The organism is Peribacillus sp. FSL K6-5616 (assembly GCF_038008245.1).
Taxonomy (GTDB): domain Bacteria; phylum Bacillota; class Bacilli; order Bacillales; family DSM-1321; genus Peribacillus; species Peribacillus frigoritolerans.
In genome coordinates this window covers 5,217,501-5,232,540 of sequence record NZ_JBBOYT010000001.1, presented here as the reverse complement: position 1 = coordinate 5,232,540, position 15,040 = coordinate 5,217,501, and the positions used below count along the sequence as shown (strand labels likewise).

Genomic DNA, 15,040 nt, shown 5'->3' with positions numbered 1-15,040 from the left:
TTAATTAGCATTTTTCGAAAAATGCCAACTTTTCAATCAACAATATTCGACTGAATAATCGAGTTTTTTCAAATTAGGGAATCTTTAAGTACAAGATATGAACTCTATATCAATCAAGTAATAAAGATACCCCTGCCATGCCGGAGTACCTTTCAAGCTCATACTCAATACTTCCTACAGCACAATATTCACTTTTCAGGCCATCACATTACGTTACTCGCCATTTTTATCCCGATACCATTAATCCGGTACTTAAAATGGCTCCTTATTTCATTATTGACTCTTGGAGCCCATTAAAAGGCATGATTCTACAATACCTGATTCTTGATCTACAGTTCCGATTTCCTACATGTGTCAGTTCTAGTATTTACACTAAGTCCCATACGCTCAGTTCATTTCATATTTCCTGAAAACAGTTAAAAAACCGATAAATAGATAACGGTTCATAGCTTATTATATGGTTCTATGTCATTAAAAAGTGGTTAATTTCCTTTTTTGTGGAAATAAATGAAAAGAATGAAAGGTAGTTTCCATTGATAAAATTATATTATTTTGCAATTGTAGAAGATGGTGTTTCTGGTATAAAAGAGGTGGGTAATAGGAACTAATAGGGATAAAGTTTTCGAACGATTTAGGGGGAGGGGAAGTGATTGGGTGTATTACTTTTTAGATCGTCCTGTTTATCAAAAAGTACGGATTTTAATCCACTTGCATTCAATAAATCAATTTTGTTCCATTTCTGATATGGCAAAAAGCTTAAATGCTTCAGATAGGACAATTCTAAAATTTATTGGCGAACTAAAACATGACTTAAAAGAAATGGAACCAGAAGCAGATATCATTGAACGTGAGCATAAAAACTTTTATTTGAAGACAAAAGACAATTTCTCAATCAAAACGGTCGAGAGGTGGTATTTAGAACAGTCATTAACCTATAAGGCGTGTGATCAGATATTTTATAATACAATGGGTGACATACATGCCTTCGCAAAAAAGAATTATACGAGCTACGCATCCATGTACAGACGAGTCAATAAAATTAAACCGCTTCTAGATCAGTTCAAATTACAATATACAACACAGCATATGGCGACTTTCAATGGTATGGAAAAACAATTTCGATATTTTTACTACTTGTTTTATTGGAATTCATGCTGGGGCGAGGTTTGGCCATTCTCATCTGTCACCAGGGAACAAATCCTTGAGCTTTTAAAAGGAGAGAAGGAAAGCATGCCTGAGCAGATGTTGTATTGGCTAGCCATCTCCATTACTAGAGCTAAGTTGGGGTATGTCATTGAAGAAGATCCTACCTATGAATCATTCACGAAACATCATCATTTATTTAAATCATTTTCAAGATTGGCAGAACCTCTATTTAAAGAGTTAACAACCTTAACGGAAGAGCAAATCACTTTAGAAATAATATTTTCCTTTACTGTAATTAGTTGTTTTGAATTTTATGATAAAAAAAATCCCCAAATCAGTTTAATCATGAATTTTGCCCAGCATCATAACCAAGATCTTTTTGTACAAACAACCATACACTGGTTGGAAACTTTCACGGAATTTTTTTCAATGGAAATTAACGCGGAAGAGTATGGTGCCTTGTTTGCCAATCTCTTATACCTTCATTACTATACTCAGATTTTTGATGGGCCTACCTTTCTATTTAAAGAGGATCCATTTAAGATAGCTTTTGAACAGGATCCCCCAAATCAAGTGGAATTAATGAACCGTTTCTATGATCAACTTGCCAAGAAAAAGGCGCTTACGAAAATATTGAAACATCGGGAGAGATTATTGGGTAGGTACCATGGATTACTTAAGCGCACAATTAATTTTAAAGTGGACAACCAGCCAATCAAGATTAAAGTCTTTTCAATTCTGGAAGGAAATCCAAGTGAATATATCATTAATCAAATAAAAAGGATATCCAGTCATATTCAACTCTGTAACGAAGGTGAACATCCTGATTTAATAATCACTGATCGCTTATATATGTCTATTGAAAAATACGATGCAAAAGTATTTGTGTGGAGTTCCGTTCCAAAAAGAAATGATTTTGAGAGACTTAGAGACTGTATTGAGAGAATACGCTTGGTAGAGCCATCAGAACGATGAGTTTTATAGATTTTAAAGATACAAGATCTTCCAAACCAGACAACGAATAAACAGAAGTAAAGAGAAAGAAACTCATATCAGGCATCCATAACGAATCCGATAATGGAATCGGCATTGCTGAAAAAGACCAGTTTCATATATTCGAGCGATACTATAAAGCAGCCCTGGCAAGGGAACGCTCAAAAATCGGGAGCGGTTTAGGACTATCCATCGTGAAAAAGATTATAGAGATGCATGAAGGGACCATATCCGTGAAAAGCGAACTCGAAAAGGGAACGACCTTCACCATTCTGCTTCTTATTTCGTGAAGGGTTTTGTGATTTTATAGTTCATTTTTAATTTTCGGTAATAAAAAACAGCTGCAATGGCAGCTGTTTTTAAAATCTATTTGTTGGTTTTCACCCTTAATAATCAGCTTTTATTATTTCCGCCAAAAAGTTGAACAATCTGCCTTATCAAAAATATTATACTCTATCATTTTCTCAAGTAATGAGTAATCAACCGGACTGTCCCACTTGATACGTACCAACTGCTTGGTGTGATCATAGCCAGCCTGCACGATTTCATCAGAGAAATGATCGACCCCTGCCTTTTCAGGGGCAACAGCCAAATGATGTTTGGCTACGCTAAAGCCAATAATATATGTGTCATGATCGGTAAACATAGGCTGATTCCACGCAATCTTCGGCATTAGATGTGGAAATTTCTTAGTTACCCAAGCCAGGACTTCTTCCGTTCGTTCCCTATGTTGCGGGTTATCAATATTCGCTAAAAACTCTGCAAAGACTTCCATGTCATTCTCTCCTAAATTAAAAAATTTTTATGAAGACTTCATTTTCAACATCACCTAAATTTAATGCCAATATGGGTTTCTTTCAACAATGCACCATAGGAAGATCATTAACATTGCTATAATGGGTGCCATGACTACCAAATGATGAATTTGATAGATTGCATTACACTGCCACCGATTCTTATTACCTTGGTCTTCTAATCCACTTGTCAACTTGAGAGGTTCTCGTTGTTTTAAACATAAAAAATACCCCTTTGGCTAATCATAGCCAAAGGGGTAAAGCTTCGCAACTTTTTATAATCTACATTGCATTCATTCCAACTTACTCAACCGTTACACTTTTCGCAAGATTACGCGGTTTATCCACGTCACATTCGCGGTGCAAGGCTGCGTAGTAGGCAATGAGCTGCAGCGGGATAACAGAGATAAGGGGTGTTAATAGTTCATTCACTTCCGGGATGACGAAACGATCATCCTCTTCTTCCAGACCCTTCATGGAAATGATGCAAGGGTTGGCGCCACGGGCAACCACTTCCTTCACATTACCACGGATGCTTAGGTTGACGCCTGCTTGAGTAGCAAGGGCTATGACAGGTGTACCTTCTTCAATCAAGGCAATCGTTCCATGTTTAAGCTCTCCGCCAGCAAAGCCTTCCGCCTGGATGTAAGAAATCTCCTTCAGCTTAAGTGCCCCTTCAAGTACAACATAGTAGTCAAGGGAACGGCCGATGAAGAAGCAGTTTCTTGTAACGGACAAATATTCACGGGCGATGTCTTCCATCTCTTCTTTCGAATCACATAGGGCTTCCATAGCCGTCGCAACGATTCCAAGCTCTTTTACAAGGTCGAAACCGTACTCCATGTTACGGAATTGGCCAGTTACATTCGCCAAGATGGATAAGACTGCCACTTGGGCTGTGTAGGCCTTTGTAGAGGCTACGGCAATTTCAGGACCAGCATGCAGCAAGAGCGTATAATCCGCTTCACGTGACAATGTAGAGCCAGGTACGTTCGTGATGGTCAGGGCTTTATGACCAAGCGCTTTGATGGACACTAACACGGCACGGCTATCTGCAGTTTCACCACTTTGTGAAATGAAGATGAATAGCGGTTTTTTCGATAATAACGGCATATTGTAAGTGAATTCCGATGCCACATGGACCTCAACCGGAATTTCAGTCATTTTTTCGATGAATTGCTTACCAATCAACCCTGCATGATAGCTGGTTCCGCAAGCGATGATATAAATACGGTCAGCCTCACTTACGGCTTCAGTAATGTTATAGTCGATTGCAAGTTTACCTTCTTCATTTTGGTATGCTTGAATGATTTTACGTATTACGGCTGGCTGCTCGTCGACTTCCTTGAGCATATAGTGAGGATACGTACCTTTTTCAATATCACTTGCATCCAGTTCAGCCGTGTAAGGAGCACGCATGACTTCTTCGTTGGAAAGGTTCTTGATCGTTACCTCTTCATTTGTCACGATAACCATTTCCTTATCCATCAGTTCAAGGAATTGATCTGTGACTTGCAGCATCGCCATTGCATCCGAAGCGACAACGTTAAAGTCTTTTCCGACACCGATCAGCAGCGGGCTTTTATTTTTGGCGACTAAGATGGTTTCATCATTTTCAGCATCCAATAGGGCAATGGCATATGAACCCTCTAATAGAGTGAGTGTTTGACGGAACGCCTCTTCCACTTCCATGCCCTCGTTCACGAACTTCTCTATGAGTTGAACGATGACTTCCGTATCCGTTTCACTTTTAAAGGCAACATCCTTCAAATATTCACGTTTTAGAATCGCATAGTTTTCAATGACCCCATTATGAACTAATGTCAATCGACCTGAATTACTTTGGTGAGGATGGGCATTTTCACGGCTTGGCACACCATGTGTAGCCCAGCGCGTATGTCCTATTCCGGTATGCGCCATAGTATTTTCATCCACGGCTGCTCGTAAGTCCGCAATTCTTCCCTTTTCCTTAAAGATTGTCACTCCTGCTTCATTTCGCACAGCAATCCCTGAAGAGTCATAACCGCGGTATTCAAGTTTTTCAAGACCTTTTAATAAAATTTCCTTTGCATCGTTAAGTCCAATATATCCAACAATTCCACACATAATTTCTGTTCCTCCAACCGATTCGAGGGAACAGGAATGCACGGGGGCATCCCTGCCCCCTCATCTCTGATATATATTTTTATAAAGGAAATGCCCTAAAGCACTTTTTCCCATTGTGCATTTCCGACCCTTTGTGCAGTAAGTTGCCCTACTGTTTTAAGATTGGAATTACTGCGGCTGTGCACTTCAGCCGGGAGGTATCCGCCGATCATTCGATAAACCTCCTCCTCGTCAACTAAGTCATTTCTCGTCCAGACTTAGTTCAGGCGCTTTTGTGAATCCATTCTCTCCTTGCCTACCCTCCTTTTTAGAACAACCATTTTTAGAAAATGAGTTGTAAATCAGGATAATCATACCTTAAACAAGGGACATAGGTCAATTCTTAATTACCTTTACCAACAAAAAAGACTTCTTTATAAAAATATGCATAAAAGGAAATTTCGTTCCTTTTATGCATAGGATTAGTTATTCGTTCATTCCCATTTCCGCTCTTACAACTGCGACGATGCGATCTACATAATTAGTGCATTCCTCAGCTGTCGGTGCTTCAGCCATAACACGGACTAGAGGTTCAGTACCGGATGGTCTCACCAAAATGCGACCGTTTCCGTTCATTTCCCCTTCGACTGCCTTGATGACTTCCTGTACCTTTTCATTATCTGTTACAGCGTGTTTATCGGTAACTCTGACATTGATCAGCGTTTGTGGATATTTCTTCATCTCTCCAGCGAGCTCGGATAAGGTTTTTTGGGTGTCGCTCATGATGTTCACAAGCTGCAAGCCCGTCAATAAGCCATCTCCTGTCGTGTTATAGTCCAGGAAGATGATATGTCCGGATTGCTCTCCGCCAAGGTTATAGCCGCCTTTACGCATCTCCTCGACCACATAGCGATCCCCCACTGCCGTCTGGGCGCTTTGTATACCATGCTCTTCAAGACCTTTATAAAAACCAAGGTTACTCATAATCGTAGAAACCACTGTTCCCTGTTTCAAACGGTTATTATCTTTCAAGTATTTCGCACAGATATACATGATTTGGTCGCCGTCCACTATATTACCTTTTTCATCTATTGCAATGACGCGGTCTCCGTCGCCATCAAATGCAAGCCCAACATCCGCACCTTTTTCTTTTAAGAATTCAGCAAGTGCCTCAGGGTGGGTGGAACCTACCTTATCATTAATGTTCAAGCCATTGGGCGATGCCCCCATTGTAGAGATGTCTGCATCAAGATCTGCAAACAAATGCATGGCCAAGGCAGATGTAGCCCCATGTGCACAATCAAGAGCAACATGAATGCCTGTAAAATCTTCATCCACTGATTGTTTCAAATACTGGAGATACTTTTGCCCTCCTTCGAAATAATCGTTCAAATGGCCTAAATCTCCGCCAACCGGGCGTGGAAGCTCATCCTTTTCCTTATCTAATAGTGCTTCAATTTCCGCTTCTTGATCATCGGATAACTTAAACCCATCCGGTCCAAAGAATTTAATGCCATTATCCGCTACCGGATTATGCGAAGCGGAAATCATGACACCTGCTTCAGCACTTAAGGCCTTTGTTAAATAGGCTACTCCCGGTGTCGAAATGACACCCAGGCGCATCACTTCAGCCCCAATGGATAAAAGACCTGCAACAAGCGCACCTTCCAGCATTTCACCTGAAATACGAGTATCGCGTCCTATAAGCACTTTGGGTTTTTCTGTATTTCTAGTAAGGACGTAGCCACCAAAACGGCCTAGTTTAAATGCCAACTCCGGTGTTAACTCGCTATTCGCTATACCCCTTACTCCGTCTGTTCCAAAATATTTACCCATCTTTATCGCTCCTTCTTCGAATCGTTACTGAATTTAATGATGATGTTAAAGGAAGGTCATGTCTCTTCGTCTTTTTGTGTGATGGTGACCGAAACCGTTTTAGAATCCAGTTCCCATTCCACTCCCTCAGGCACTGTTACCGCCAGATCCACATCATGCGTACCTTCATCTAAATTACTCACATCTACTGTAAGATTAATGTCGTCTTTAGTTATTTTCTTCAAATCATCCGCCTCACCAAGCAAAGTGATGCTGGTTACATCGGATTCCAATTCGGCATCTTGGTCATCCCGTATGCCCACAGGAACTATTTGTATATTGTTGAAAGTTTTGGACTCAATGGCAGCCGCTTCATCTTCTTCTTCTGGTTCTGGTTTTTCTTCGACTACTTGTTCTTCTTGTTTTTGTTCGGTTTCTGGTTCTTCCTCTTCCACGACTGGCTCTGCATTCTCTTCATCTACATCAACTTTTTCTGTACGAATCTTGACCTGCGCCTTACCCAAGGACATTTTTTGTACACTATCCGGTTTATTAAGATCGAGTTCCAGTTCTGTATCACCATCAATTTTCGAGATATTTACAGGAAGATTTATTTCATCTATTTTCTCCAGGCTCGTTTCCGAACCAAATAAGGTGACCTCTTTTGGATCGACACTTATACTCGTGATCCTGATGCCATCCTTTGCCTTGCCGGTTTGCTTCGGTGCTATCGACACCGTCTTGGAAGGAATGCTCACTTTTAAGGAAACGGCAACAGAAGATGGCTCGATCGTCACATCCAGCTTATTCAAATCCCTGTCCAAGGCTTTAACGGTTGCCTTACTGTTCACCGTTTCGTTAAGTCCCTTACTTATTTCAAGGTTTGCCTTTACATAGGAGATTTGTTCAATTGCATCTTTAGCACCCGTTATTTTAACAGTTTTCGGGCTGACTGTTGGCTGACCAGCTGTATACCCCTCTTCAAGTAAAGAGCTGTTATACTCGGCTTCAACGGAGAATTCCTTCGTCACCCGTTCCTGAACGTTGACTTCCGCATATTCCGGATCGATCGTCGCCACTAACTTTTCATTCAACTCACTTATTTTAAATGTGACAGTTCTGTCCCCCATTGAGATTGCAGGATCAGAAAGGTCTACATACACTTTAAAATCCCTCTGGTTTTTCGCATTAATCAATAGGCTTTTTGCTCCCTTTAGAGTAACATCAACTGTCTCAGGCACCCCGCTCACCACTAGATTCTCGCGGTCATAGTACACTTCAACCGGTACATTTTCAATGGTCTCCGTACTGATTTCAGGGGCAGTCGATAAACCAAGGGATTTTTTATCCGACTCCATCTCAAAGTTAATGGAAATGAACAAAAGTGCTGCCAAGGCAAAAGCTACGATTCTCATAAACCAAGCGCTATTGGTGAATTTATCCATTCTTTTTCCCCCTCCAGTTAAAGATGCTTGAGGAAGTCGATTTGATATTTTCCACTACCAGTTCACTTGTAAGCATGGCCCTAAATGATTCTTGATTCAAATCCCGGTAAAGTTCCCCGTTTTTAGTGACGGATATTCCTCCCGTTTCTTCTGATACGACGATCGTCAGACTATCCGTAACTTCACTCATGCCTATGGCTGCCCTATGCCGTGTGCCAAGTTCCTTTGATATGAATGGACTCTCTGATAATGGCAAATAGCAAGCTGCAGCTGCCACCTGGTTATTTTGTAAAATAACTGCGCCATCATGGAGCGGCGTATTAGGGATGAAAATATTAATGAGCAGTTCTGAAGAAATATAGGATTTCAGGGGTATCCCCGTTTCAACATAATCCCCCAGCTCCGTACCTTTTTCTATCGTAATCAAGGCACCAATCCGCCTTTTTGCCATATAGGTGGACGCCTTTAGGATTTCCTCGACTAAACGCTCTTGCTGATTCTCTTCTGGAACGGTGCCCCTTGCAAAGAGCTTCCCGCGTCCTAATTGTTCAAGTGCCCTTCTCAGTTCAGGTTGAAAAATGACGAGAATTGCCAATACTCCCCAATTCATGACTTGTGCCATTAACCATCCGAGTGTATTGAAACCAAACAGGTTGCTTAAGCTTTTTACAATGACAATTACAAAAATTCCTTTTAGCAGCTGAATAGCCTTCGTGCCTCGAATAATAGTTAACAATTTATATATCACAAACCATACAAGGAGAATATCAATGAAATTTACTACATAGTCCCAAACAGTCAAATTGGTTAAAGACATGTTGTTTCCTCCAGTCAGTATTACTCCAAATACCAATTACAATCTTTATTTACAATAACCTTAATAGTATACCATTTTTTAAATGATTCATCTAAAAACTAGTGTGAGAAATTTACACAGGAAAAAAGAACCATTAAAAATGGTTCCCCTTCCTTTAAAAAATAAAGCTGGGCGAAGTCATCGTAAATCAAAAACGATGCCCCTGCCCAGCTTCTATTCCTTATTCCTTTTTCTCCTCTTTAGCAGGAACCAACGAGGTTGCAGTGTCCTTCACTTTATACCACATCCACTCAAAAGCTTGGTCAATAACATGGATGCTTCCGGTCACATTACCTGCTTTAGACATATACTTATGCCCATTTATGACTGTCACATCTCCCTCTACTTCACCATCTATTTGAATATTACCATTTTGAACTACCACATTTCCCTTGATTGTCTCACCCTCAGGCACAATAACCGTTTCACCTTCGACCACTAAGTTAGGCTGCTTTGATACTGAAAAATGTTCGTCCTGATTATAAGTGGAAAAAACAGATCCTGTCATCAATATGATGAACATCGCTGCCGCTGTCATGAAAGGATGGCTTTTGAACCAACGTTTAGCACCTGTTGTTTTCGTTTCCTTTGGCAATTGAGCCATAACCTTCGCTGTAAAGTCATCCGGGGCCTTTATATGGGAAGTGCTTTGTACAAGAGCGACCGCCTTTTTCATTTCATGAAAGTAATCCCGGCATTCAGCACAGTCATGCAAGTGCTCCCGTAAAACTTCTTTATGCTCCGGTTTGATGTCCTCATCTAAATAATCATGCATATATTCAATGATTTCCTCATGGCAGTTCATTTTTCTCACCTTCTTTTTATAAATGGCGTAGTTGTTTACGCAAGGCTTCGCGACCGCGATGTATCCTCGTCTTAACCGTACCGACCGGCAAATCGAGTATCTCACTGATTTCCTTTAGAGATAACTCTTCAATATACTTCAATACGATTACCGATCGGTATTTCTCGGGCAATTTCATTATTTCCACTTGAATGGTTTCCTGCAGTTCTAATGATTCAACCTCTTCCTCGGGTTTCGCCATATCCGATGCAATTTGGGAATACATATTCAATCCCTCTGTTCCTGCCACCTCTGCATCCAGATAGTAGTCCGGTTTTTTCTTGCGAAGCCGGTCAATACAAAGATTGGTCGCAATCCGATATAACCATGTAGAAAATTTCATTGTTATATTGAAACTTCGAATGTTCACGTAGGCCCTTACAAAGGCCTCTTGAGCCAAATCTTCTGCTTCTTGCCTGTTTCCGAGCATCCTGAAACATATTTGGAAAACTTTGTCCTTGTAAATTTCGACAATTTCCCCAAAGGCATTATGGTCTCCTTTTAATACTTGATTAATTCTCTCTTTAATGAGTGCATCCATTTTCCGGTATTACCCCCGCTCATGCGGCTATACGATTACTACGAATCGTAAGCTGAAAGGTTTCAAAAATTTAATACATTAATTTTAACAAAGTTTTACATTTTATGTTTAAGAAAAAAAAAACAGGGCTATATAGTAAGAAATTGTAAAATTCAAAGGAGTGATTCTCTATATGAGTACTGAACAAATTTTAGACCATATTGAACAATGCAGACAGAAAATGATGTTTTTGGCTTCCCGTTCTTCGATGGTGGATAATGAAGTTATTGAAGTTAGCAGCAAACTGGATTCTTTAATCATTCAATACATCCATTTAACTAAAAATGAAGATCTCATGGACAGACGTGCTCTCAAGTGAATATGGATAGAAAATTGCAACCATTTATCTATAAATATGTTTTTGTTACATACACCCTGGTAAATAAACCTATGTCTTCTAGCATATAAAAAACAGTAACCCATTACAAGCCGGTTACTGTTTCTTTTAATTATTAGTTATACTAATTTTTCTCCAAATAGCGAACCCATTAAGGCCACGGCAACGATTGCCGTTTTATTTCGCTCATCTAAAATGGGATTCACTTCAACGAATTCAGCGGATGTAATCAAGTTGGATTCCGCAAGCATTTCCATGGCCAAATGACTTTCCCGATAACTTATACCACCAATTACCGGTGTCCCGACTCCGGGTGCATCTGCTGGGTCCACTCCATCCAAATCCAGTGAAAGGTGGACGCCATCCGTTCTTTCCCTTAAATAATCAATGCATTCTTCCATGACCCGTGTCATTCCCAACCGGTCGATCTCATGCATCGTGAATACTTTAATCCCTTTCTCACGGATAAGTTCCTTTTCCCCTTCATCCAATGACCTCGCTCCGATGATTACGATGTTTTCCGGTTTCACTTTTGGAGCAAAACCATGGATATTGATCAGGTCCGGATGTCCAATCCCAATACTGACAGCCAAGGGCATCCCGTGTATATTTCCTGATGGTGAAGTATCTTCCGTATTTAAATCGCCATGTGCATCGTACCAAATCACACCTAGATTCTCATAGTGCTTTGCGACTCCTGCCAGTGTGCCTATTGCTATTGAATGGTCTCCTCCCAATATAAGCGGAAAGGAACCTTCTTCTATTATTTCATCAACTCTTGTAGCTAACTGGGTGTTACCTTTTGCTACAAGCTGTAAGTTTTTTAAATTTGTCCCGGGCTCATCTGCATTTTCAGGACGCCCTACAATTATATCCCCTAAATCCTCTACTTCTATATTCAACTTTTCAAGACGCTCGACAATCTCTGCGCAGCGGATGGCACTAGGTCCCATATCCACCCCTCGCCTTGCTTGACCAAGGTCCATAGGCAATCCGATGACGGAAATTTTCTGAATAGACATACAATTCCCCCTTTCCACCATTTTATATCGTATATGCCAATTGGTTCAACTCGACATTTCCATGTATAATGATGCACGTTTTCCGATAACATATGTTTTTTGTGAAAAAATATCTTTCTGGGGATTAGTTTACCCAATTATGCCTTAAACAAAAAAAAGTCTTAAACCATTTTTGGCTTAAGACGTAAGTTTTGGTGTATGTAGTTGATGGTGGAGCCTAGCGGGATCGAACCGCTGACCTCCTGCGTGCAAGGCAGGCGCTCTCCCAGCTGAGCTAAGGCCCCTAAGGAATTTAAAATATATTAAGCGGAAGACGGGATTCGAACCCGCGACCCCAACCTTGGCAAGGTTGTATTCTACCACTGAACTACTTCCGCAAATGGCTGGGCTAGAAGGGATCGAACCTTCGCATGACGGAATCAAAATCCGTTGCCTTACCGCTTGGCTATAGCCCAATATATGATATGCAATGATTAATGTACAACAAAATAAAAAGGTGGTAATCATATATTTCCCCAATATAGAGAATATATAACTGATCCACAGGATTTTATTAAAATGGTGGAGGGGGGCAGATTCGAACTGCCGAACCCGAAGGAGCGGATTTACAGTCCGCCGCGTTTAGCCACTTCGCTACCCCTCCGCAATATATGGTTGTAAATGGTGCCGGCAAGAGGACTTGAACCCCCAACCTACTGATTACAAGTCAGTTGCTCTACCAGTTGAGCTACACCGGCAAGTAAAGAATAAAATGGTGGAGGATGACGGGATCGAACCGCCGACCCTCTGCTTGTAAGGCAGATGCTCTCCCAGCTGAGCTAATCCTCCGGATTAATGATTTAAAATGGTGACCCGTACGGGATTCGAACCCGTGTTACCGCCGTGAAAGGGCGGTGTCTTAACCGCTTGACCAACGGGCCGAACTGTTTTTTTTGTTCATAGATAGATCGGGAAGCTCCCAAGCGGATTCGAACCGCTGACCTCTTCCTTACCATGGAAGTGCTCTACCTACTGAGCTATGGAAGCATATGGCTCCGCAGGTAGGACTCGAACCTACGACCGTTCGGTTAACAGCCGAATGCTCTACCACTGAGCTACTGCGGAATAATATAATGTTTCCTAAAACCCATTAAAGATTTAAATGAACAGCCTGGCAACGTCCTACTCTCACAGGGGGAAACCCCCAACTACCATCGGCGCTGAAGAACTTAACTTCCGTGTTCGGAATGGGAACGGGTGTGACCTCTTCGCCATCATTGCCAGACTATATTCATTTTTGAAGAATTCATTCCTTCAAAACTAGATAATAAGAAGAAGGTATTTCATTTTTTTAAAGCGTTGGTTAAGTCCTCGATCTATTAGTATCAGTCAGCTCCACATGTCACCATGCTTCCACCTCTGACCTATCAACCTGATCATCTTTCAGGGATCTTACTAGCTTGCGCCATGGGAAATCTCATCTTGAGGGGGGCTTCATGCTTAGATGCTTTCAGCACTTATCCCGTCCGCACGTAGCTACCCAGCTATGCCTTTGGCAAGACAACTGGTACACCAGCGGTGCGTCCATCCCGGTCCTCTCGTACTAAGGACAGCTCCTCTCAAATTTCCTGCGCCCGCGACGGATAGGGACCGAACTGTCTCACGACGTTCTGAACCCAGCTCGCGTACCGCTTTAATGGGCGAACAGCCCAACCCTTGGGACCGACTACAGCCCCAGGATGCGATGAGCCGACATCGAGGTGCCAAACCTCCCCGTCGATGTGGACTCTTGGGGGAGATAAGCCTGTTATCCCCGGGGTAGCTTTTATCCGTTGAGCGATGGCCCTTCCATGCGGAACCACCGGATCACTAAGCCCGACTTTCGTCCCTGCTCGACTTGTAGGTCTCGCAGTCAAGCTCCCTTGTGCCTTTACACTCTACGAATGATTTCCAACCATTCTGAGGGAACCTTTGGGCGCCTCCGTTACTCTTTAGGAGGCGACCGCCCCAGTCAAACTGCCCACCTGACACTGTCTCCCACCCCGATAAGGGGCGCGGGTTAGAATTTCAATACAGCCAGGGTAGTATCCCACCAACGCCTCCACCGAAGCTGGCGCTCCGGCTTCTCAGGCTCCTACCTATCCTGTACAAGCTGTACCAAAATTCAATATCAGGCTGCAGTAAAGCTCCACGGGGTCTTTCCGTCCTGTCGCGGGTAACCTGCATCTTCACAGGTACTATAATTTCACCGAGTCTCTCGTTGAGACAGTGCCCAGATCGTTACACCTTTCGTGCGGGTCGGAACTTACCCGACAAGGAATTTCGCTACCTTAGGACCGTTATAGTTACGGCCGCCGTTTACTGGGGCTTCGGTTCAAAGCTTCGCTTGCGCTAACCTCTCCCCTTAACCTTCCAGCACCGGGCAGGTGTCAGCCCCTATACTTCGCCTTGCGGCTTCGCAGAGACCTGTGTTTTTGCTAAACAGTCGCCTGGGCCTATTCACTGCGGCTTTTCTGGGCTATTCACCCTAAAAAGCACCCCTTCTCCCGAAGTTACGGGGTCATTTTGCCGAGTTCCTTAACGAGAGTTCTCTCGCACACCTTAGGATTCTCTCCTCGCCTACCTGTGTCGGTTTGCGGTACGGGCACCTTACATCTCACTAGAGGCTTTTCTTGGCAGCGTGGAATCAGGAACTTCGGTACTATATTTCCCTCGCCATCACAGCTCCGCCTTAATGGAAACGGGATTTGCCTCGTTTCCGGCCTAACTGCTTGGACGCGCATATCCAACAGCGCGCTTACCCTATCCTTCTGCGTCCCCCCATCGTTCAAACGATGTATAGGTGGTACAGGAATATCAACCTGTTGTCCATCGCCTACGCCTTTCGGCCTCGGCTTAGGTCCCGACTAACCCTGAGCGGACGAGCCTTCCTCAGGAAACCTTAGGCATTCGGTGGAAGGGATTCTCACCCTTCTTTCGCTACTCATACCGGCATTCTCACTTCTAAGCGCTCCACCAGTCCTTCCGGTCTGACTTCAACGCCCTTAGAACGCTCTCCTACCATCGACACCATACGGTGTCAATCCACAGCTTCGGTGATACGTTTAGCCCCGGTACATTTTCGGCGCGGAGTCACTCGACCAG

At 42.6% G+C, this 15,040-nt stretch carries 11 protein-coding genes, 9 tRNA genes and 2 rRNA genes (1 of these 22 running past the window's edge); 3 read left to right on the top strand and 19 right to left on the bottom strand.

From position 1 onward, the window contains the following. The first annotated feature begins 654 nt into the window (after positions 1-654). Both MHB45_RS25570 and MHB45_RS25565 read left to right on the top strand, forming a co-directional pair. Positions 655-2,121 (top strand): helix-turn-helix domain-containing protein, encoded by a 1,467-nt coding sequence (locus MHB45_RS25570; protein ID WP_048685738.1) that lies wholly within the window; start codon positions 655-657, stop codon positions 2,119-2,121. Positions 2,122-2,195: 74 nt separating this feature from the next. Beyond that, complete coding sequence (locus tag MHB45_RS25565) at positions 2,196-2,429, top strand: ATP-binding protein (RefSeq protein WP_309247785.1); 234 nt, start codon at positions 2,196-2,198, stop codon at positions 2,427-2,429. Positions 2,430-2,542: 113 nt separating this feature from the next. Here MHB45_RS25565 and MHB45_RS25560 read toward each other — a convergent pair whose 3' ends face one another. The 7 genes from MHB45_RS25560 to sigW all read right to left on the bottom strand — a co-directional run bounded on the left by MHB45_RS25560 (position 2,543) and on the right by sigW (position 10,519). Next, positions 2,543-2,914, bottom strand: a complete 372-nt coding sequence (locus tag MHB45_RS25560) for an iron chaperone (protein ID WP_253348969.1) — start codon at positions 2,912-2,914, stop codon at positions 2,543-2,545. Between the two features lie 322 nt (positions 2,915-3,236). Beyond that, positions 3,237-5,039 (bottom strand): glutamine--fructose-6-phosphate transaminase (isomerizing), encoded by a 1,803-nt coding sequence (gene glmS / locus MHB45_RS25555; RefSeq protein ID WP_072274057.1) that lies wholly within the window; start codon positions 5,037-5,039, stop codon positions 3,237-3,239. 465 nt (positions 5,040-5,504) lie between these two features. Then, on the bottom strand, positions 5,505-6,854 hold the full coding sequence (gene glmM, locus MHB45_RS25550; protein WP_034304929.1) for a phosphoglucosamine mutase: 1,350 nt from the start codon (positions 6,852-6,854) through the stop codon (positions 5,505-5,507). Between the two features lie 56 nt (positions 6,855-6,910). Continuing rightward, entirely contained in the window at positions 6,911-8,278 is a 1,368-nt protein-coding gene (locus MHB45_RS25545) for a CdaR family protein (RefSeq protein WP_340908135.1), read from the bottom strand. Further along, on the bottom strand, positions 8,271-9,095 hold the full coding sequence (gene cdaA / locus MHB45_RS25540; RefSeq protein WP_034304935.1) for a diadenylate cyclase CdaA: 825 nt from the start codon (positions 9,093-9,095) through the stop codon (positions 8,271-8,273). The genes MHB45_RS25545 and cdaA overlap by 8 nt, the downstream gene beginning before the upstream one ends. Before the next feature lie 220 nt (positions 9,096-9,315). Then, positions 9,316-9,939: an anti-sigma factor family protein gene (locus MHB45_RS25535; RefSeq protein ID WP_048685729.1), complete on the bottom strand. Its 624-nt coding sequence runs from the start codon at positions 9,937-9,939 to the stop codon at positions 9,316-9,318. A 16-nt stretch (positions 9,940-9,955) separates the two neighbouring features. Next, a complete protein-coding gene (gene sigW, locus MHB45_RS25530; protein WP_048685727.1) occupies positions 9,956-10,519 on the bottom strand; it encodes an RNA polymerase sigma factor SigW in 564 nt (187 codons plus the stop codon). A 172-nt stretch (positions 10,520-10,691) separates the two neighbouring features. On the opposite strand from sigW, the gene MHB45_RS25525 reads away from it, so the two are divergent. After that, positions 10,692-10,877 (top strand): aspartyl-phosphate phosphatase Spo0E family protein, encoded by a 186-nt coding sequence (locus MHB45_RS25525; protein ID WP_048685725.1) that lies wholly within the window; start codon positions 10,692-10,694, stop codon positions 10,875-10,877. 137 nt (positions 10,878-11,014) lie between these two features. On the opposite strand, the gene rocF is transcribed toward MHB45_RS25525, so the two are convergent. From rocF to MHB45_RS25465, 12 genes are all read right to left on the bottom strand, one after another. Then, entirely contained in the window at positions 11,015-11,917 is a 903-nt protein-coding gene (gene rocF, locus MHB45_RS25520; protein WP_048685723.1) for an arginase, read from the bottom strand. A 208-nt stretch (positions 11,918-12,125) separates the two neighbouring features. Continuing rightward, positions 12,126-12,201, bottom strand: a tRNA-Ala gene (locus tag MHB45_RS25515). A 21-nt stretch (positions 12,202-12,222) separates the two neighbouring features. After that, positions 12,223-12,294 (bottom strand) — tRNA-Gly (locus MHB45_RS25510). A 3-nt stretch (positions 12,295-12,297) separates the two neighbouring features. Further along, positions 12,298-12,372, bottom strand: a tRNA-Gln gene (locus tag MHB45_RS25505). A gap of 104 nt (positions 12,373-12,476) precedes the next feature. Next, positions 12,477-12,560, bottom strand: a tRNA-Tyr gene (locus tag MHB45_RS25500). Positions 12,561-12,578: 18 nt separating this feature from the next. After that, positions 12,579-12,654, bottom strand: a tRNA-Thr gene (locus MHB45_RS25495). A 15-nt stretch (positions 12,655-12,669) separates the two neighbouring features. Further along, positions 12,670-12,745 (bottom strand) — tRNA-Val (locus tag MHB45_RS25490). 17 nt (positions 12,746-12,762) lie between these two features. Further along, positions 12,763-12,837, bottom strand: a tRNA-Glu gene (locus tag MHB45_RS25485). 33 nt (positions 12,838-12,870) lie between these two features. Then, positions 12,871-12,943: transfer RNA gene (locus MHB45_RS25480), tRNA-Thr, on the bottom strand. Between the two features lie 3 nt (positions 12,944-12,946). Further along, positions 12,947-13,021, bottom strand: a tRNA-Asn gene (locus MHB45_RS25475). Between the two features lie 44 nt (positions 13,022-13,065). Beyond that, positions 13,066-13,181: ribosomal RNA gene (rrf, locus tag MHB45_RS25470) — 5S ribosomal RNA — on the bottom strand. 74 nt (positions 13,182-13,255) lie between these two features. Continuing rightward, positions 13,256-15,040, bottom strand: a 23S ribosomal RNA gene (locus tag MHB45_RS25465) (it continues 1,148 nt past the right edge of the window).

Bases quoted from the DNA above. Each gene is read 5' to 3' on its own strand.
- cdaA (WP_034304935.1), bottom strand. From the start codon at position 9,095: ATGTCTTTAACCAATTTGACTGTTTGGGACTATGTAGTAAATTTCATT.
- glmS (WP_072274057.1), bottom strand. From the start codon at position 5,039: ATGTGTGGAATTGTTGGATATATTGGACTTAACGATGCAAAGGAAATT.
- MHB45_RS25560 (WP_253348969.1), bottom strand. From the start codon at position 2,914: ATGGAAGTCTTTGCAGAGTTTTTAGCGAATATTGATAACCCGCAACAT.
- rocF (WP_048685723.1), bottom strand. From the start codon at position 11,917: ATGTCTATTCAGAAAATTTCCGTCATCGGATTGCCTATGGACCTTGGT.
- MHB45_RS25535 (WP_048685729.1), bottom strand. From the start codon at position 9,939: ATGAACTGCCATGAGGAAATCATTGAATATATGCATGATTATTTAGAT.
- sigW (WP_048685727.1), bottom strand. From the start codon at position 10,519: ATGGATGCACTCATTAAAGAGAGAATTAATCAAGTATTAAAAGGAGAC.
- MHB45_RS25525 (WP_048685725.1), top strand. From the start codon at position 10,692: ATGAGTACTGAACAAATTTTAGACCATATTGAACAATGCAGACAGAAA.
- MHB45_RS25545 (WP_340908135.1), bottom strand. From the start codon at position 8,278: ATGGATAAATTCACCAATAGCGCTTGGTTTATGAGAATCGTAGCTTTT.
- glmM (WP_034304929.1), bottom strand. From the start codon at position 6,854: ATGGGTAAATATTTTGGAACAGACGGAGTAAGGGGTATAGCGAATAGC.